At 54.5% G+C, this 19,796-nt stretch carries 9 protein-coding genes; 6 read left to right on the forward strand and 3 right to left on the reverse strand.

The window, feature by feature from the left end; genetic code table 11:
- Positions 1 to 2 precede the first annotated feature (2 nt).
- Positions 3 to 3,830, reverse strand: a complete 3,828-nt coding sequence (locus OSO_RS48795) for a PSD1 and planctomycete cytochrome C domain-containing protein (RefSeq protein WP_010586667.1) — start codon at positions 3,828 to 3,830, stop codon at positions 3 to 5.
- 475 nt (positions 3,831 to 4,305) lie between these two features.
- Between OSO_RS48795 and OSO_RS0130175 the strand changes: the two genes are divergently transcribed.
- The 5 genes from OSO_RS0130175 (at position 4,306) to OSO_RS0130200 (ending at position 12,114) form a co-directional block, all read left to right on the forward strand.
- On the forward strand, positions 4,306 to 5,292 hold the full coding sequence (locus OSO_RS0130175) for a HEAT repeat domain-containing protein (protein ID WP_010586669.1): 987 nt from the start codon (positions 4,306 to 4,308) through the stop codon (positions 5,290 to 5,292).
- A gap of 144 nt (positions 5,293 to 5,436) precedes the next feature.
- Positions 5,437 to 7,404 carry an FG-GAP repeat domain-containing protein gene (locus OSO_RS0130180; protein WP_010586670.1) on the forward strand — a complete coding sequence of 656 codons (1,968 nt, stop codon included), beginning with the start codon at positions 5,437 to 5,439 and terminating at the stop codon, positions 7,402 to 7,404.
- A gap of 663 nt (positions 7,405 to 8,067) precedes the next feature.
- Positions 8,068 to 8,496, forward strand: a complete 429-nt coding sequence (locus OSO_RS0130185) for a hypothetical protein (RefSeq protein WP_029247636.1) — start codon at positions 8,068 to 8,070, stop codon at positions 8,494 to 8,496.
- Positions 8,497 to 9,031: 535 nt separating this feature from the next.
- Positions 9,032 to 10,360, forward strand: a complete 1,329-nt coding sequence (gene opgC, locus OSO_RS0130195) for an OpgC domain-containing protein (RefSeq protein WP_010586672.1) — start codon at positions 9,032 to 9,034, stop codon at positions 10,358 to 10,360.
- On the forward strand, positions 10,357 to 12,114 hold the full coding sequence (locus tag OSO_RS0130200) for an ArnT family glycosyltransferase (RefSeq protein WP_010586673.1): 1,758 nt from the start codon (positions 10,357 to 10,359) through the stop codon (positions 12,112 to 12,114). Before opgC ends, OSO_RS0130200 begins: the two co-directional genes overlap by 4 nt.
- Positions 12,115 to 12,841: 727 nt before the next feature.
- On the opposite strand, the gene OSO_RS0130215 is transcribed toward OSO_RS0130200, so the two are convergent.
- On the reverse strand, positions 12,842 to 15,538 hold the full coding sequence (locus OSO_RS0130215; RefSeq protein ID WP_010586674.1) for a DUF1573 domain-containing protein: 2,697 nt from the start codon (positions 15,536 to 15,538) through the stop codon (positions 12,842 to 12,844).
- A gap of 1,312 nt (positions 15,539 to 16,850) precedes the next feature.
- Here OSO_RS0130215 and OSO_RS0130240 point away from each other — a divergent pair.
- Positions 16,851 to 18,800, forward strand: coding sequence for an ArnT family glycosyltransferase (locus OSO_RS0130240; protein ID WP_010586677.1), 1,950 nt, complete (start codon positions 16,851 to 16,853; stop codon positions 18,798 to 18,800).
- Here the strand turns inward: OSO_RS0130240 and OSO_RS45780 are convergent.
- Complete coding sequence (locus OSO_RS45780; protein WP_010586678.1) at positions 18,731 to 19,405, reverse strand: hypothetical protein; 675 nt, start codon at positions 19,403 to 19,405, stop codon at positions 18,731 to 18,733. The two genes, OSO_RS0130240 and OSO_RS45780, sit on opposite strands and share 70 nt — an antisense overlap.
- Positions 19,406 to 19,796: the final 391 nt, after the last annotated feature.

Consider the following 19,796-nt stretch of genomic DNA (forward strand, 5'->3'; position numbering starts at 1 on the left):
GATTAATCCACATGCAGAAATTCATTGCTGCCAAACAAGGTCCGCACATACGCAGCCAACGCCCGCTCTTCGACTTTGTCCTGCCCCGCCGCCACCAGCTCCGTACGATACGCTTGCAGAAACTCGGTAGCGTCGGCTCGTTCATCACCGGTCGGCTGACGTCCCAACACCAACCTGACAGCACGTTCCACTTGTCCAGACTCGTCGGAGATCGCGGATCTCAAGCGTTCCGCAGACTTCCCGGCCTTGGCGTGAACAAACGGGTCATTCAGGAAAAACAGAGACTGCGTCGGCACGGTGGTGCTGGTTCGAATGGCCGTGGTCGTATTCGGGTCGGCACCATCGAACAATCCCAGGAACGGATGACGTTTCAGCCGCTGCGTCATCAGATAGATGCTACGTCGATCGTGGTCATACACGGCGTTGAACGGACCGTGTTGTGAATATCCCCAACTCGCTGGCGGAGGAAACGGATGCTCTTTGCCGGGCGTGGCGTCCAATTCGCCGCTGATTGCCAGAATGGAATCGCGAATCTCTTCGGCACTCAATCGCCGACGCGGGAACGAGGCGAGCCAATCTGGAGAAACCGCAGGGGATTCGTTCGAAGCACTGGCGTTCGTTCCCTGGGCGAGCGCGGCAACGGCCAGCGATCCCGCTTGTTGGTACGTTGCACTTCTCAGAATCAGACGATGCAGGTTTTTGATTGACCAACCGCCTCGCACGAATTCCTGGGCCAAATGATCGAGCAGCTCCGGATGAGTTGGCTTCAAACCACGAACACCGAAGTCATTCGAGGTTTTGACGAGCCCCGTTCCGAAATGATTTTGCCAGATACGATTGGCCATGACGCGCGAGGTCAGCGGGTTGTCGGCACGCGTAATCCACTGCGCCAGCTCCAGACGACCACTGCCCTTCGCTTCCGTCGGCAGCGTTCCCCCGCCGAGGACCTTGATGAACCCCCGTGACACTTCGGCCCCGGGTTGGTCGGGCTCGCCCCGGATCTGGATTCTCGCATTTCGCGGAGTCCCTTCGACGACTCCGTACGCCATCTCACACGGGCCTTCCGTAAAGAGCGTCGTCAGTTCCTGACGCGCGCTTTCCACGCCTTGATTGATTCCCTTGATGGCCGCACGGACTTCGACCACTTTGGTACGCCGTTCATCGTCCGGCCCGGCCGCCGCAATCGGTGAGGCATTCGTCGGCGACAATGACGTTTCGCTGATCGTGAAATTGTCCGCATGAAGCGAAGGTCGCACGCCTGGCCGATGGCCATAACTATCAATAAAGGTGTAGTCCAGATGGCCGTCCCATCCCGTCGCAAAGGCTCCCGTAAACTCCGTCCGATCGGTGAATGATGAGATCACACCGGAATAGGTTTTTTCTTTCAGATTCAGCGACAGCTGCAGCTGGTACCACTCACCAACGCGCAACGGGCGCACGACATCCCGCGCATCGCCACTTCGCCGCGTGATCTCGTGGCCATTGAAGAACAGCTCAACAGCCGCCGAGACCCCCGGTCCGTGCCCCAGATAGAACCGCCACGATCCCATTCCCCCCGCGGCATCGCTGGCACAACAAAAATCGACGCTCGCATACAACCGTTCGGTCGATTCAGGTTTCCAATCCGTCGCGAGAACCTGACCATAGCCATCGTATTCGCCGCGATTCGGCATCTGGATTCCACGCGAGCCGATCGAAAACAAATTCTGGAAGGGGCTTTGGGCGATCGCCGCGATCTTCACCACGCTGTTCGGTCCCGCTGTCCAAGGAACATCGGGCGCCGCATCCACCAGTTGAGATTCAAAGTCTCCGTCTTGCCCGGCCAGTTGCTTGAGCTGTTGCGTCAACCCCGCAAGATCGATCGCCGGAGCGGCCGGCGTGCCCGTCGACGTTGGAAACGGCGCGTCCTGTAGCGCCAGATTGTCGATTTCCAGGACGGGGAACTTGGAGTCCACCGCAGTCGCCGAATTCAACCCGATATAATCAATCGAACCCGACCAGTTCGTCGCGAATGGCTGCGCGGGAATGGCCAAGGTCTCGTTCGTCCCTTGTACGCGTCCCGAGAGCTCGCGCCGTTCAAGGTCCAACATCAACTGCAGACTCTGCCACTGATCCGGCTTGCTCGGACACACCAGCTCGGCTCGATCACCCGACTTCGCCAGGATCCCGTCTTTCGAAACCCAAAGCTCTGCGACAGCGTGCTGATCGGCGTCGCCGATCCAAACGCGGTGTTGGCCGGCCGACGCCGAGGCGATGCGGAAATCGAGATTCACGAAGAGCACCGCACAGTTTTCGCGCGTCCTCGACGGATGAATCGCCCGCCCCACGTGATACTCATTCCCGTTTTTCGACAGGTTCGTACCAAGCTTGCCCAACGGATAAACCCGTTTGAAGGGGCTTTGAGCCGACGCGGTGACCGAAATGTCACCGCTCCACGCCCATGGGCCGACGAGAACACCCTTGCTGCCCCCGGCGGCCGGTCCCTGCATTTCGAAATCACCGTCCAAGTCGTCGAGCGATCTGAGAATGGCCGGTGGGGCAGTCGGTGATTGTGCTGACAGCTTCCTCACCAGTTCGTCGACACGTTGATCGAAGGCGGTCCATTTCTGACGCGCGTCGCTCTGAGGCAACAGCGGCATCATGGCGCGTGAACGCTGCTTCTGCTCGGCCCCGGGAAAGGCATAGTTGCTACTCTCAAAAATCCCGTACAGGCCGTAATAATCCTGCAAGGAAACAGGATCGAACTTGTGATCGTGACAACGCGCACATCCCAGACTTAACCCCAGGACGCTTTGTCCCAAGGTGTCGATCGTGTCTTGAATCGTGAGATGGTGATAGTTTTCCGAATCGAATCCGAACCGCCGCGAGATCGCCAGGAAGCCGGTCGCCACGGCTCGTTCGGCATAGCGTTCACGCGGCCCCTGCTCTGCCAGAATGTCACCAGCAATTTGCTCACGCAAAAACTGGTCGTACGGTTTGTCGGCGTTGAACGAATCGATGACATAGTTTCGATAGCGCCAGGCGTCGCGAACCGGGTAGTCGGCGGTTTCTCCTGCGGTATCGGCATAGCGAACAACATCGAGCCAATGTCGTCCCCAGCGTTCGCCGTACGCGGACGACTTCAACAGACGCTCGATCACGGTCTCAAACGCCTGGGGTGACGAATCCTGAACAAAGGCGTCGATCTCATCCGGCGTGGGAGGCAGTCCCGTCAGATCAAACGTCACTCGCCGAATCAGCGTCAACTTGTCAGCTCGTGGCGCCGCGTGCACACCTGCGGATTCCAGTTTGGCCAACACAAAACGGTCGACACTCGTTTGTGGCCAGTTGGCATCCCGAACGGCGGGAAGCTCCGCATCACGGACTGGCTCGAAGGCCCAGTGTTGTTCAAATTCGAACGCCGCGGTCTTGGCGGGCCAAGCCGCACCAGCTGTCACCCAGGCCACAAAGTCGGCAATCTGGTCGGGGCGAAGCGTCTTGTCTTTCTCGGGCGGCATCGCCGAGACGCCGTCTTGATGCTTGATCGCCTGGATCAGCAAACTGTCATCCGGTTTGCCCGGTACGATCGCCGGACCCGAGTCCCCGCCCTTCAGCAACGCTTCGCGCGAATCGACATGCAGCGTGCCACCGGCTTTCAATCCGCCGTGACATCGAAAACAGGTCCCCGCAAGAACGGGACGAATCTTCGCCTCAAACAAGTCCGTCGCGTCGTCGGCAACGGCAAACTCACAACAGACGGCGCTGATGAGCAGAACAAGGAATCCCGTGCGACGATGGCGACGGCCCCCCGATCCTGGTCGTTCGCCCCAAACTGGTCGTTCGAAAGTCAAGAATGGCTCCTCTATCTTCCGCATCACATCCAGCCGCTAACAGTCTCGTGAAAAAATGGGGACTGGCTCCGCCAACACTCAAAGCTTCATACCACCAGAAAACGCCAAGGTGCCTGTCCCCTTTTTTTCACCCGATCAAGCAAGCCCCCCGACAATCATCTGCACCAACTTCAACGGACAGCATGAACGGTTGCACCCTTGCAGTAACTGCCCCTCCTGTTTTCACTCCGCGACCGACCATTCACTGTAGACAATCGACCGGGAATGCACAAACATTTTGTGATGCGTTCTCCGAAGTCTCAGAATTGGAATTCGCGCAAACCCGAGCCCTTTCGTCTCTGCGACTGAGCAACCTGCTGAACTCACGGGGGACTGGCTCCGCCCCAATGAAAAAACGACATCGCATCGAGACCCGTTCGGCGCCGAACGGCAGTCTTCGGATTTGTGAACGACCGATTGTGAAAGGGAATGGCACATGGCACCTCGAGTGTCGATCGACGAACGGATGCGTCAACTGCAAGCGACCAATCGCGAAGGAAACCTCGATCAGATTCGTGAGCTCGCGACGAAAAGTCTGAATGACAGCTGTCATCTGATCGTCGCGGAAGCCGCCAAAATCATCTGTGAACGCGCGTTCTCCAGCGAAATCACCGGGCTGATTGAAAAATGGAATGAACTGATCTCGCATTCCAATCCCATCAAGTCCGACAAAGGCTGCGTGGCCAAGACCGCGATTATCGAAGCACTGCGATTGCTGGATTGCGACGAACCCGACATCTATCTCGCCGGAATTCACTACCACCAGGTCGAACCGGCCTGGCCCCAAAGTCAAGATACGGCCGAAAATGTTCGCGCCAGCAGCGCCTTTGCGATCGCCATCTCAAGGCGAATCCGGATTGTCGACAAACTGAATGCCCTGGTCGATCTGCTGCAAGGTTCACGCAGTGATCGAATCCATGCGACGAAGGCGCTCCTCGAAACGGGAAACGAATCGGCCATCCCCGTGTTGCGCCAAAAACTCCATGCGGGCGATCCCGAAATCGAGGTTCTCGGCATCTGCATGTCGGGCCTGCTGGAATTGGCCGCGCTTCCGTCGATTCCGTTTATCGCCCAGTTCCTCGACAACCCGTCCGAACTGGTCGTTTGTGAAGCCGCAGCCGCCCTGGGGCAGTGCGGCCAACCTGCCGCCACTCAAGCCCTGATCGCCGTCTCAAAACGCTGCCGCGATCACGAAATCCAACGTTCGTTATTACTGAGTATCGGTCTCTCTCGCGATCCCGCGGCAATTGACTTTCTGATCTCACAACTCGAAAAAGAACGCTTTGCCGAGACCGTACTGGAAGCACTGAAACCCTCCTGCGTCTACGAAAGTACGCGAACGCGAGTTCGCCAGGCATTGGAAAAGATTGACGATTTCGAGTTATCCGAGACCTTCGATCGAATGTGCGGTGCAGATCGATAGAAAACCGCCTCTTGAAATAGCGGAGACTGGCTCAGGCCAGATTAAAAAGCGCCATGACATCGTCAACGCCAAGGTGCCTGTCCCCGTGACTTCAAGAGACTGATCGCTCCATCCAAAGACGCGCCCCTCAAGGAAACGACATCCGTGAAATACATTTTCGTCTGTTTCTGCCTGACACTGCTTCCTTCCATCGCACTGGCCGAGGGGTTGGAAAAGCTGCCGTACAACAATCCCGGCCTGGTCGTCGATCTGGGTGTAGGGCTTTGGGCCTGGCCAGTTCCCTGCGATGCCGACGGCGATGGTGATTTTGACTTGATCGTGTCGTGTCCCGACAAACCGTCGAACGGTGTCTGGTTGTTTGTGAATGACAGTGGCGACACCTCGAAACAGAAAATGCCGGTCTTTAAGCCCGCCAGAAAACTCAGTTCGACAGTCCACTACGTCATGCCAAGTTACGTGGACGGAAAACTACGAGTCCTCACGCCAGGTTTCGAATATCAAAACTTCGCACAAACCGGACTCGAGAAACGGACGCCACTACCGATCGCCGCAGATTTCTATAAACCCCAGTGGACGCAGCCCAAAGGTCCCAAGGTTCGTCACCGGCAATGGCGTTACGTCGATTATGACGGCGATGGAGCCCTCGATCTGATCACCGGCGTGGAAGATTGGAGCGAATACGGTTGGGACAACGCGTGGGATTCCGCGGGCCAATGGACAAACGGCCCCCTGCACGGATTCGTGCTGCTCCATCGAAATCAAGGCTCAACGGAAAAGCCCGAGTACTTTCCCCCCGTCACCGTCATGGCGGACGGGAAGCCTGTCGATACCTTTGGCTGCCCTTCCCCCAACTTCGCCGACTTTGATGGGGATGGCGATCTGGATCTGCTGTGCGGAGAATTTTTGGACGGGTTCACCTACTTCGAAAACATCGGCACTCGCCGCGAACCAAAGTATGCGAGTGGCCAGCGCGTGAAGCAGGCCGATGGCGCGCCGCTCAAGATGGATCTGGAAATGATCGTCCCCGTGGCCTTCGACTGGGACAAAGACGGCGATCTCGATCTGATCGTCGGTGACGAAGACGGTCGTGTCGCCTTCATCGAAAACGTCAGCCGCGCAGCATCCGCCGCAGGTGGCAAGTTCGAATTGGCGTTCGCACCGCCCAAGTACTTCCAGCAAGAGGCCGACACACTGAAGTGCGGCGCACTCGCCACGCCCTTCGGTGTCGACTGGGACGGCGATCAAGACCTCGACATCGTCTCCGGCAATACGTCGGGATACATCGAAATCTTCGAGAACCTGAGCGGCCCCAACGTGGCAAAACCAAAGTGGGCCGCTCCCCAGCGCCTGAAGGTCGATGGTCAGACATTTCGCATCATGGCCGGCCCGAACGGCAGCATCCAGGGCCCTGCCGAAGCGAAATGGGGTTACACCACGCTGAACGTCGCCGATTGGGATCAAGACGGCCTGCCAGACATCCTCCTCAATTCCATCCTGGGACGAGTCCAATGGTTGAAAAACGTGGGCACACGTCAATCACCGAAGTTCACGTCACTGCAACCGATCGAAGTCGAATGGCCCGATTCGCCCCCCAAACCGGCCTGGACCTGGTGGAACCCCACCGGCAAGGAACTCGTCACGCAGTGGCGCACGACGCCCGTCGTCTTCGATTTCGATCACGACGGCCTGCTCGACCTGGCGATGCTCGACCCCGAAGGCTTTTTCGTTTTCTTCCCCCGCGCCCGCCGTAACGACAAGCTGGCCCTTCTGCCTCCTGAGCGAGTCTTCGTCGACGCCGAGGACAAACCGCTTCGCTTTAACGAGCGAACGGCAGGCGGCAGCGGCCGCCGCAAACTCGCCGTGGTCGATTGGGACGGCGACGGCAAACTTGACCTGCTCTTGAATTCCTCGAACGCCGATCTCTATCGAGGCCTCGGTGAAGTCAACGGCCACTGGCAGTTCCAGCACGCGGGCACGCTCGCCAAGCAAAACATCGAAGGCCACGACGTCAGCCCCACGACAGTCGACTTCGACGGCAACGGCATCCCCGACTTCCTCGGCGGCGCCGAAGACGGCCGCTTCTACTTCATGCCAAACCCGAGACAGCCCTAAAAGCAGTTGAAACAACCATTTGGTTTTCCCTCGTTCCCAAGCTCCCGCTTGGGGACGCTCCTTCACCCGAGCTCCTCATCCTCAAGCAGAATCGATTTTCTCGTTACCAAGCTCCCGCTTGATAACGCCTCGTCAACTCACAGCTCAAAAACACCCAGACCTAAAAAGGTGTCAGGAACCTTTTTTACCTCCGCGCCGTGATGTACACAATGTTGTTGGACCACTCATCCGTTACTGAGTTGTGTCAGCGTCCTTTGGACGGCCATCAATTGCAAAAGTTCCGCTTGCATAAGTAGCGGGTTGCACGGAATTGGACATTGGGTTTCGACAAGTGAATCCCGATTCGAAACAGAGTTCGAGGCATAGCTTCGAGCCTGTATCGATCTGTAACGATGAGTTCCTGATTCTCTCTCGTCAAAAGGTCGGCGCCTCTCCTTCAATCATCGAGTATGCCTTGAAGGCAAGACGCGGGAGCGTCATGTGAACCAAGGTTTCGAAACCTGAATCTTATACCCTCTTTGAATTAATGACCTCGGAATTATGACAATTGAAACGGAGGGCTTGGCCGCCTCTCGATTCGCTGTATGAGGTGAGGGACGAGCCGCAACGCAGGAAAGATGTCTATGTTGACGGGATGCTTAGTGGCCGCCAAGATCATCTCAAATGGAACTCCCAAAAGGACATGTGATGGATCAAAGCACGTGGGATGACATCGCCCCCCAATTGGACGAAATTTCGGAGGAAATCGAACGGCTTCTGGCATCGGATGAAGCCGAGAAACTGCGAAGGCTGATTGCGAAATGTGGACAAACCATTTCCGAAGACGTGTCGGTCGATTTGAAATGCACCCTGTCAATCTTCGACCGGAATCGAGAATGCTCGTTAGCGTTGCTGAATCTAGGTTTGGGAGTTTCCGAATCGGGAGAGGTTTATCTCAGGTCCGGTGATTCGTCGGCTCATCGGTATGTGGTTGATGGAGAAATTGAGGTCGTACCGAACGACATTTGTCCCAACTCCTATCACGAATGGGGATTCAAATTCGAAAATCCGCAGTGCTCGCACTTCGACGCGGAACTTGGCGTGAATTGTTGAGCGATTTTGGACTCAGATGTCTGTCCCCATTGTGAAGAGGGGCAGATTTCGGCATCAAACCCGAATTGTGATTCGTGTGGGTACGTTGTAGATCCGAAGTTTGTGAAGTGGGGGTAAGCCAGGCGACTTGCCGTTCTGGCACGGGCGAGAACATCAAGCTGCCTTGGAAGATTGCTCGTTGTGGCTGGTACTCCTCTGAAGATACCAAAAATCGAATGCGTATTTTTTGGCCCTCGCCTCGATCAACCAACTTCTATGACACACTGTCCAATCGGCATCATTGTCATCAAAACAAGCGAGGCCCTCGCTGAGATTGTTCTGATGAAGAATTTACCAGATCTTTAATCTTCACTCGATGAGGTGCGCAAACTTTGTAGGTTCTGATAAATTCGTGTTGAAGATCAAATTATCGATCTTGTCGAGGGCAACATCAGTCGAACGTAGCCTTGCAGAAAACATGCCGTTTGCGAAAACGAATCAAAGACATCGCAGAAAACGTTCCTGGTCATCCGCCGCCTTTCAAAGTTGACGACACATGTCCATCGAAAGAACGCCTCTCGAACACGGAAATCGCGAATTGCGATACGATTTCCTGCGCGGCATGGCCTTGCTCGTTGTCCTTGTCGATCACATTGAAGATCAATCATTTCTGAAAGCCATCCGCCCCTGGATGCCAGTTTCCACCTGCTACTTCGACGGAGCCGAAGCGTTCGTCTTTCTGTCAGGCCTGGTCTTCGGACGGGCGTTTCAGCGGCACCTTCAACAGCGGGGGCTGCTCGCCTGTCAGCAGAAGGCCGTGCGACGGGCGATCAGTATCTACCTGACATATCTGGTGATGGCGTTGATCGTGATTGGAATGGGAGTTTGCTTTCGCAACTATTCATCACGGCTCGTCGAACGACTGAGCCTGACCGAGGGCGCCGTACAATGTGTCCGTTGGACACTGCCAATGTGTTACCAACCATGGGGATTCCCGATCCTGGCCGTTTATGCGGTCATTCTACCATTCATGCCGCTGTTGCTATGTTGGCGATTGCGAAGTGCCAAGACGGCTTGGATCATTCCTTTGGGTCTCTACGTTGCAACGCAAATGATACCCAATCTTCAGCTACCCAGATTCCCTTGGGGACGCGAGTGGATTTTCAATCCATTCGCCTGGCAATTTCTTTTTTTTATCGGCATGAGCGTCGGGACAACCCGAATTTTTGGGAAGATTAAAGAGATGCCTGACCAAACAGACGCGGATCGCGGTGCCGCATTTTGGACGAGCCAGGTTCCCAACCAGTTAATTCCACGTGATCGCGATTTGGCCAAGACATGGCAATCTGGTGAGACGGCACGCGAACCTGACTGTCGACGATCGCCCTCTCTGACGAGAGCATTCTTTTGGGGATCGCTTGCAATCCTGGTGGCTGGTCTGTTGATTCGCAATAACTTGATCGGCGCAATTCCTGGCGCGGCAGATTTTCAAAAGACTCTTGTTCATTTCTCGAACGAATGGAGTCACAAAACTCGAATCCAACCAATTCGGATTATTCATTTCATGAGTCTTGTCATCGTGCTTTCAGCGGTCCTTCCAGCGGCGTCTGCTAAGATCTGGCATAGTCGTCTTTTGGCTCCGGTGATCAAGTGCGGGCAGAATTCACTTGCGGTCTATTCATTCGGCTTGTTCTTGACGTTTTTGTCGATTGTTGTTTTCCGCCTGATAGGCGAGTCGCTGAGTACGATCTTGATGATCGAATTCGATTGTTGCGTTCTTTCCGTGGGGCTGGCGTATTTGCTGGACTGGTATCGACGAACTCGACAGAATCTGACTGAGAAATCGACTCAAAAATTTCAATCAATGGTAAGCCAATATCAATGAACTCCAGTCACTGGTTATTCGCCCGGTGTAGAGGACACAACCAATCGATCGCGGTCTGGGCAATTCTGTTCGTTCACGCCCTCTTGCTTGCAAGAATTGCGTATATCAATGCACCTGTCTTTGATGAGATTGCCCATCTTCCGGCGGGGCTCTCACACTGGAAATTCGGAAACTTCGACCTATATCGTGTCAATCCTCCGCTGATGCGGATGATTGCATCAACTCCGCTCTTGTTGATCAATCCACAGACGGACTGGAGTTCGATTTCAGACGGGCCCTATGCGCGACCAGAATTTGTCGTCGGCTCAAAGTTTATGAGGGCCAATGGGTATGAATCGTTTTGGCTGTTCAGCATCTGCCGTTGGGCTCAAATCCCGGTCTCCATGTTCGGTGGTTGGATCTGCTTTCGTTGGGCGCGAGAATTATTCGGACCGTCGTCAGGGTTTGTCGCATTGCTTCTTTGGTCCACATGCCCGAATGTCCTCGCTTGGGGATCGACAATCACACCCGATAACGGGGCGGCCGCGTTCGGCGTGGCCGCGGCGTATGCGTTCTGGCGCTGGCTGAAAACCCCTTCGTGGAGCGCGGCGTTGATTGCCGGTATCGCAATGGGTCTCGCCGAGTTGTCAAAATCGACCTGGATTATTCTCTTTCTGCTTTGGCCCGTTCTTTGGTTTGCTTGGCGGTGTTGCATTCGTACCGTGGTCGTTCCGAAACCGCGAGTCTTGCAGTTGGTTTGTCTGTGCCTATTGGGTCTTTACGTTTTAAATCTCGGTTACGGCCTTGATGGGAGTTTTCAGCGGCTGGGACAGTTCACTTTCATCAGCCAATCCCTGGGAGGTCCAGACGCTCACACAGCGCCAGGCAATCGGTTTCGCGATTCGTGGATCGGATCGATTCCGGTCCCGGTGCCCGCCAATTATCTTCGCGGGATCGATATCCAGAAATTCGACTTTGAAAAAGGCAAATGGTCGTATCTGCGCGGCGAACAGAAACTCGGCGGCTGGTGGTACTACTATTTGTACGCGCTGGCCGTCAAAACTCCGCTCGGCACTTTATTCCTCATGGGACTGACAATACTTCTCCTCGCAATTTCGCGTGGATATTCAGTGAAGTTTCGAGACGAAATCGTGCTGCTCATTCCCGCGTTGACAGTGCTGGCAGTTGTCAGTTCTCAAACGGGTTTCAACAGATATCTGCGGTATGTTCTGCCAGCACTTCCATTCCTGTTCATCTTTGCGAGCCAATCGGCGAAAGCGTTCGAACTGAAACAACGTTTGCCACGACTGCTCTGTGTGATCAGTACGATGATGGCAATCCTCGGCAGTCTGTTGGTATTTCCCCATTCCATGTCGTACTTCAACTTGGTTGCTGGCGGGCCGCTCGGCGGACCGAGACATCTTTTGGATGCCAACATTGATTGGGGCCAGGATCTGTTAGAGCTCAAAAGATTTGTCGACGCTCACCCAGAAGCGACCCCAATCAATTTGATCTACTTCGGGTTCGCGGATCAAAAACTCGCAGGATTTCGAGCCGAGCCACAGTCGACGCTAGATAACACAGTGACGCGCCCCAACTTGACTCCAGGATGGTATGCAATCAGTGTCAATCATCTGTATGGCTATCGGCACTACGAAAACGACCAACCGACATGGACCCGATTTCAACACATCGCTCCCGACATGATGGCCGGTTATTCGATCTATTTGTATCACATGACCGCCGAACGCCTTGACCGGCTCAATCAACAATGATCGTCTCCGCAGCCAGTTGCTCAATCATTTTGGCTCGCAGACCAATTTGATCTTTCGACTCCTGTCACCTGCTTGCGACACAAACGTCGAAAATTTCTAATCGCCCGGACGGCCACTGCCGTGCATTGATGCTCCACTTCGGCTTGGATGTCCGTCATTCAACCCAAGTCAGACCAATGGGAAAGACTCGGGAGAAGCCCGTTTATTTTCTGTCCAACCTCCCAGCCCAGGTCAAGAATCTCGCCAAGCTCATCCGTCAGCACCGGAGCATCGAAATTCGATTGCACTGAATTCGAGGGGTAACGCTCACAGAAGACGCCAATCGAATCCGCAAGGAGCAAGCACCGCAGACAATCGCGATACTGCGACGCTTGGCTGTGTCCATCTTGTCGAAGGACTCGTCGGTTAAAGAAAATGGCCGAAGCAAGCGATACCGCCCCACCAGTCTGTTGAAGTCATTGGGACTGGCTCCGGCCAGCTTAAAAAAACACGACGTCGTCAACGCCAAGGTGCCTGCCCTCCCCCCCCCTACTTCAACAGCAGCCCCTTAACAGACGTCCTCAAGAGCATTTTGGCTCATTTTGCAGGGAAATAAGACCGAATGCCGTGGCCTTGCTGAGACGGCATTCATCAATTGTCCGCGGGCCTGAATCATACAACGATCACCGGGTCAACTCGTACGTCAATGTCGTCGAGACGTGAGCATGACGCCGACCGGCGATGTCAGTCAACGGGGCGAACGCACTTGTACCGGAAAGCCAATCACGTCGATCACGTTGGGATCGTTCTGTTCGACCTCGCAGGTCACCAGATATGTTTGAGCGGCGTCCTTCGTTGTGCTGTCGATTTGAATGCGAATTGAACCATCCTCCAATTGAGAATGGCTAAACAGAAGCCCTTCGGGGCTCGACTTGATACTTTTTAAAGCCATTTTGTGACCGATAGAAGGAACTGCGCTCGCAATTTCCACGCTGGCCGATTCGCCTGACGTTATCGGTTCCTGTATCGACGATTTCAGTTTTGCCATCGGCTTCCGAGTGACAACAACAGCAACCTTGATCGGTTCGTCATTCGGGAGCAACTCCTTAAACAATGACAATTGACAGGTCGTTCGCCCTTTCTGTAGCGCAGACCGTGATGCTTCATTCCTCAATACGGAAACGACAACTTCCGCCAACGAGTCCTGGAAGGCGGCATCATTCGGTAGCACGTTCACCTTGGATTCCAACCAATCCGTACCGGTCTTCGATCGAAGCGCTGCCACGGAATCAGCATCGCCAGTGACGACGAATTTGAATTGAGGAGCTTCGGGCTCTTGGTTGGCTGGCAAAAATAAGGAAGTTGCGTCAACTTCAATTTTCTTGGGCGAAACAAAGATCCCATGAACTTGCTGGGCATCAACACCCGTACCCGTAATAAATAGATTTGTATTGTCGCCGCCAGTCAATTTCGCTTTCACAGTCTTTGTCTGTTTTCCAGACGTCCAACCAAGAACAGAGACCTTAAAAGAAATCGTCTTTTTCTCATTGGCGCCAATCAACCCGCACGTCCAATTGGGTGTTGTGCAGCCACACGACGTCAGAATTTCGTCGACGATCACCGGCGACGCGGAATGGTTCACGAGTTCGGCATCGACCGTACGGATCGCAGTATCGCTGGGATGGATTTCACCCAGGTCGATCACACTCTGATCAAACCGGACATCGATTTTTCGTTGAGGTCGCCGCGGATTTTGAGAGACGAACGCGACCACACCGTTGGTTTCTTTCAGTTTTGCATCGGTAATTGCCTGATCAAGCCCCGCAACTAAAGTTGGAACGTCGACAGCGAGTAACTCGTTCGTCTTCGCATGCTTGACCCCGACAAGATAGTGTCCCCTTCCATTCTTAAGAGTGACGGGTATCAGCGCCAGATAGCCACGATCGACCATTCTTGTCACGTCACGAACGGTAACACCCTTTCTCGGATGGCATTCAAGGCCATATGCCTCGAGGACGGAAACGATTTCAGACATTGGAATCCCGCGGTCGTCGGGATGAAACGATGCATCCAGAGCATTCAGCGAATAATTCAGATCAAAATGTCGGAGAATGAAGAGCGTCGAGAGCATTCCGCACTGGGTGGTGTATTGAGACTCATGCCCGATTGACATGTTACTTTTCTGATCCTGAAGCGGTCCCGCGGCCGATGCCTCTGAACAGATCCCCAGCACCAAAAGCAGACCCGCCACACTGCGTTTCGAGCGTCGCCACAGGAAAATCAACAGCGCGAAAACGAGAACGCCGTTAATGCCCAACAGGAGTAGAAATCCTGATTTTTTTGTTTCCACAAGTTCGGTCTTCGGAGATGCGTTCAGGCCCTGACTCTCCATAAATGCACGGACAGCCTTGTCATCGTCGACGGCACTTTCGCCCGCGATATAAGTTCTTTGTCGAGTATGATCGGTGACTTCCGTCCCTTTGGGAAACGACAACTTGAAATCCGCATCCGATAATTTTGGATTGATCTCGACATCCCGATATCGCCACTCACCGTCGATGCCACCTTTGCCAAGGGGAAGCGTCACCAAAACCACTCGGGACGGAAACTTGGCATCGGGTGAATCATATTCATAGAACGCTTTTCGTCGTGGGCGCCATTTAGGATAACATTCCCAAAAGACCGTCATCGGCCTGCCACGAATCGGGTCGTATGTCAGCGTCCACTTATAGGGAACCGCTCGCTTTTCGTTGTCGCAAACGACAATGATCTCCCAAAGCCCATCATCCAGAGCATTCACCGACACGGTGTCGTCGGGGTCCGTCTTGTCGCGGATAAACTCCGACAACTTTTGAGGTATTTCGAATTCGGGCCATATGAATGGGGCCGCCCAGATCATCCCTGTGGCCAATCCCTGCATCTTGAGATAGCCGATCCCTTGCATCATTCGATCTTCATCGGCCGCAGTTGCGATAAACCCTTGTCGGTTTCCCTGATGAAGCTTTGTCTCTAAGTCAGGAATCGCAGGTGGTGCCCCCGACTCCGTCAAGACGTGACGATACCAATGCTGGAAAACCTTTCCATCATTCGCATATTCATCAAGCGAACTCTGGAATCCTTTCGCCTTATCTGGAGTGTTACCAGGAAATATCGCGTACGAAACTCGCGACGAATGACAAAAGAAACGTCTGCCATCAAAATCAAATTTCGTCAAAGAGGAATTCCGGTCCTCGAATTCGACGCGAAATTTTGACAAATCATCAATTGATTCGAATTCGCCGGTCTTGAAATCGCAATGAAATTGAACCGACTGGATTTCGGCCTCGTGGCGCGAAACGACCGCCAGAGCCTGCTCGATTTCAACTGCAAATAATGTCGTGTTTAAATCCGTCAGCACAATCAGGCAAATAACAAGACCACAACGAGTCACATTGAATGCTCTCATGATGACAATCCTCTTGATAAACCCATTGCCGCAGTCCCTGGATTTGTCCAATCCGCGATCGAGCCTGGCGCGACATCGAGAGACTGAAATGCCAAGCCTCATGAGATCTGACCAAGCAACACACATCCATTGATTTGACAGAAACGAGATGATTTGGAGCCGGAATCAACGAAAGATCGTCCGTTGTGTCCGCACAAGAATTTGGCCCGACAACATCAAGGGCACCGAGATCCCTGCCGGGGCGAATACGCCGAAATGCATGGCATACGCTTTTGATAAGCAGCCTTGTCATGACACACAACGGACGAAACTCTGACCAGAACATTTTTGAAACGACGGCCTTCAGGTCGTCACCTCGCCATTGACGTCAATGGCAGGCGAAGCACCCCGACGTCTCCGCGATCAACAAACAGTTCGCGTACCGATCGCAACGGGTCCCCCAATAATCGCCCCGCTGCAATCACAACCAGCACGCCCTTGTGCACAAGAGTTTGTCAGGTTGCAACAGGTTTGAACCGGAGCTGCGACGCACTGGACGGCCGAACCGCCCGCCACACACGTTTGATTCACCGCGCCGGAACAAGTATTCGCAACCCCGCCCACAGCCCCAGCAACGCAGTTTGCGGCAGGGATAGGACACACGCCGGCCTGAGCAGCTGGGCAAGCCTGCGTCGCGGTACAAGCCGCGCCATTCGTGCAAGAAAAACCAACTTGTGCGCCGCGAATGCTCGCCAGAACCTGCGCGTCAGCATGGGTCCCCGGCAGTTCGCCGCTTGCCCCCCCCGACGCGACCATGGCACTTGAAGCGATGACAGCGATGACCACAGACATTAAACCGATCGGCTTCCAGTCTTGACTCGAAAACACCATTGCCTTGTCCTCCTCATCTTGGAATCGATGCACTGAAATGTCACAACGGCACTTCAAACTCGCCAAAAACGAACGTTTTGGCGAAAATCAAACATACGGAGAGCCCAACGTCCTGTCAATCGCTTCGCGGCAACCCGCAACACGCCCTCCATCCAAATGCAATACTGCTCATTGACGACAAATCGACTTAAACTCTAAATCCGTGATTGTTGTCAGAATTCGCTGAAAAAAAGGCTCATTTCGTTCGCCAATACGTCGTCATCCCGACATTCTGCGGCGTGGATTCTTCGCTGCAAATCGCAACTTTCCGGCAAACCGGCAATGTTGAATTTCAATCAAACCACACCGTGCTGTGTCGGGAATCTCGCAGAGACTGTATTGTTCTTCATCATCTGCATGGTGCCTCGGCATTTTTTGGTGCTCACGCTTGGATTCCCGCAACATGAAGCAGACCGACTTCACGCCAATGAACGACGTCAGATCCGGCGAAGAAGCGGACAGAAGCTCTGCTGCGACCCCACCTGCCAAGCACAACGTTTCGGCGTTCATTCTGCCGATTTTGCTGGGAGTTCACGCAGCTTGCCTGATGTGGATCGCTGTCGTTAACAGCCCAGGAGTTGATGAACCGGCACACCTTGTGGCCGGTCTTAGCCACTGGCAATTCAGCCGCTTTGACCTCTACCGCGTGAACCCGCCTTTGGTTCGAATGATTGCCTCAGCACCAATATTGCTCACGTCCGCAAAACAAGATTGGTCGCATTGGAGCAAACTAGCCCCGCAGTCAAGAGACGAGTTCCCAGTAGGAAAGGATTTCGTGACGTGCAATGGGCCGGCCGCATTTTGGTATCTGACAGTCGCCCGCTGGACCTGCATTCCGCTGTGCCTGCTTGGAATGTACCTCGCGTATCAATGGTCGACGGAACTCTACGGAGTAACTGCCGGAATCCTGTCGGCGACGTTTTACTGCGGCTGCCCCAACATGATTGCCTGGGGCGCCTGTATCACCCCTGACGCGGGCTGCGCTTCACTTGGCCTCCTGTCGGCATACGCCTATCGGAAATGGATGCGCGATCCAAGCTGGCTGAACGCTGTGTATGCGGGACTGGCACTGGGCCTGGCCGAGTTGTCGAAAATGTCTTGGATTATTCTGTTTGCCATATGGCCAACACTCTGGGCACTCCACAGAGTGTTTCACAATTCAAGAAATGAACCAGCGCCTCAGCCGGGCCGTACGACAAAAGAATTGCACCAAATTGCCTTGGGCTCCGGCATCAGCCAAACCGCCTTCTCGAAGCCATTACCCGCAATACAGCTTGTCCTGATCCTTGCGATGGGACTCTATGTCCTCAATCTGGGCTACGGATTTCGCGGCACCTGGACGCCATTGGGGAAATTTCAGTTTGTCAGCCAAAGCTTAAGCGGAGAGAACCATCCGGATGAAGGCGCCAATCGATTCTCGAATACCTGGGCCGGGGTCATCCCAGTACCGTTTCCGGAAGACTATGTACGAGGATTTGACATTCAGAAATATGAATTTGAGCAACGTAGACCTTCGTATCTGTTCGGCGTCCTGCGAGATCAAGGGTGGTGGTACTACTATGCCTGTGCATTTGTCCTGAAGACTCCGGTTGCGACAATCGCCATTTTTCTTTGGTCTTCGATGGCGATGTTACTATGGAAGCAATTCCGATCCGGATGGGAAAACGAATTGTTACTACTCTTGCCGCCAATCTCACTATTCGCACTCGTGAGCTCTCAAACCGGAATCAATGAGTATCTTCGCTATGCAATTCCGGTGCTTCCATTCGTTTTCATCCACACGAGCCGTGTGGCAACCTCAATTGGCCGCCATCGCAGAACTCGAATTCGGATTGTAGCGGCGGCGTGCCTTTTCGCCGCCACGGAAAGCGCAATGGTGTTTCCGCATCAGATTTCATTTTTCAACATCGCGGCGGGAGGCCCCACCGGGGGCTCACGATACCTTTTGGGCGCCAATATCGATTGGTGCCAGGATTTGTTTTTTCTGAGAAGGTGGCTCGACAGCCATCCGAGCTCCACACCTCTTCACCTCGCCTATGTCGGCGATGGCGACGTTGATCCAAAACTCGCGGGGATTGATGCGATCCCTGCCCCAGGCTTCCTGACACCCGATGATTCGCCGACTGTGAGAAATGCCGACTTATCGGGCCCGTGTCCGGGCTGGTTCGCCATCAGCATTGGCCAGGTCAAAGGATACGTTGACACACGATTTTCAAAACCACGGTTTACCTATTTCCAACGCCTTCAGCCAGTGGCATCGGCGGGCTATTCGATCTTAATTTATCACCTGACGCCCGAGCAGGCCGAGACATTGAGACGGGATCTTGGCTTCCCGCCAAGTCGGACGGAATGAGGAACAGTGATCGTCAGCCCAAGCGAGGGCCCCGTCGTGTGGCCAAGCACCATCCCCGTGGCCAGTGAGGTCAAAGCGACCGCACGCAGGATCGGAAAGCCGAGCCCTTCGGCTTGCATGCTGGACTGCGGATACTCCGCCTGGTTTTCCTCGGTGTCCGGCATGGAATGGGTCGTGCCATCCACGACCAGGGCTCGAAAGCCTTTCCACCGCCACTCCTCAGGGATCGATGCCTCACATCGTTCCGCGACGCTTTCGATCAGACGTTGGGCGACGCCTTCCGGTACGTTCGCACGGGCACGGCTGTAAGCGCCGGTATTGGTCGACGAGACGTCATGCCCCAGCAGCGCGTGATAGACCGCAACCCGCTGGACAGCGGCCCGGCAAGATCGTTGAACGCCGCCAAACAACGCTTGCGACACCATCGCCCACAACGTCACTCCGCTGGTATAGACGAGTCCAACGTCGTTTGCAGAGGCGGCCGTCTCGTGATTCGATTCGGCGTCGTTGAACGACACGCCTTCGTCTTCGAAGGCCTGCTCAATCTGTTCAACACTCAGGGCATCGGCTAATGGCAAGCCGTCACGCTGCAATAGAGAACGCATCACTAAATCAATTGATCTATCCGCGCTGCGAGCAGTCCATGTAAAAGACATGAGGCCTTCCTTGGTCCAAGCTTGCCGGCAACGCCCAAGAAAGGTCTCACATAAAGCGAAATATTAGGACAAAATGGTCTCACAACCAAGTCGAATTCCCGATTTTCGCCTTCAATCCAAAACTCACACTCCACGACAACGCATGCACCGCGCGCGGGTCCTATCGTTCTGCGCGGACGATGACAACAACAATTGCGGCAGTGCCATTCGTTATCGCGGTAGGGACGGTCATTGCTGACCGCCCCCCGCACAGATCCGTACGTGCAGCACTACTGCATACGGCTCTTACCTTGAATAAAGACGAGCGAACCTCACGTGGGGATAGGGATGCAGGATTTTC

Origin of the sequence: Schlesneria paludicola DSM 18645, from assembly GCF_000255655.1 — a bacterium.
GTDB lineage: Bacteria > Planctomycetota > Planctomycetia > Planctomycetales > Planctomycetaceae > Schlesneria > Schlesneria paludicola.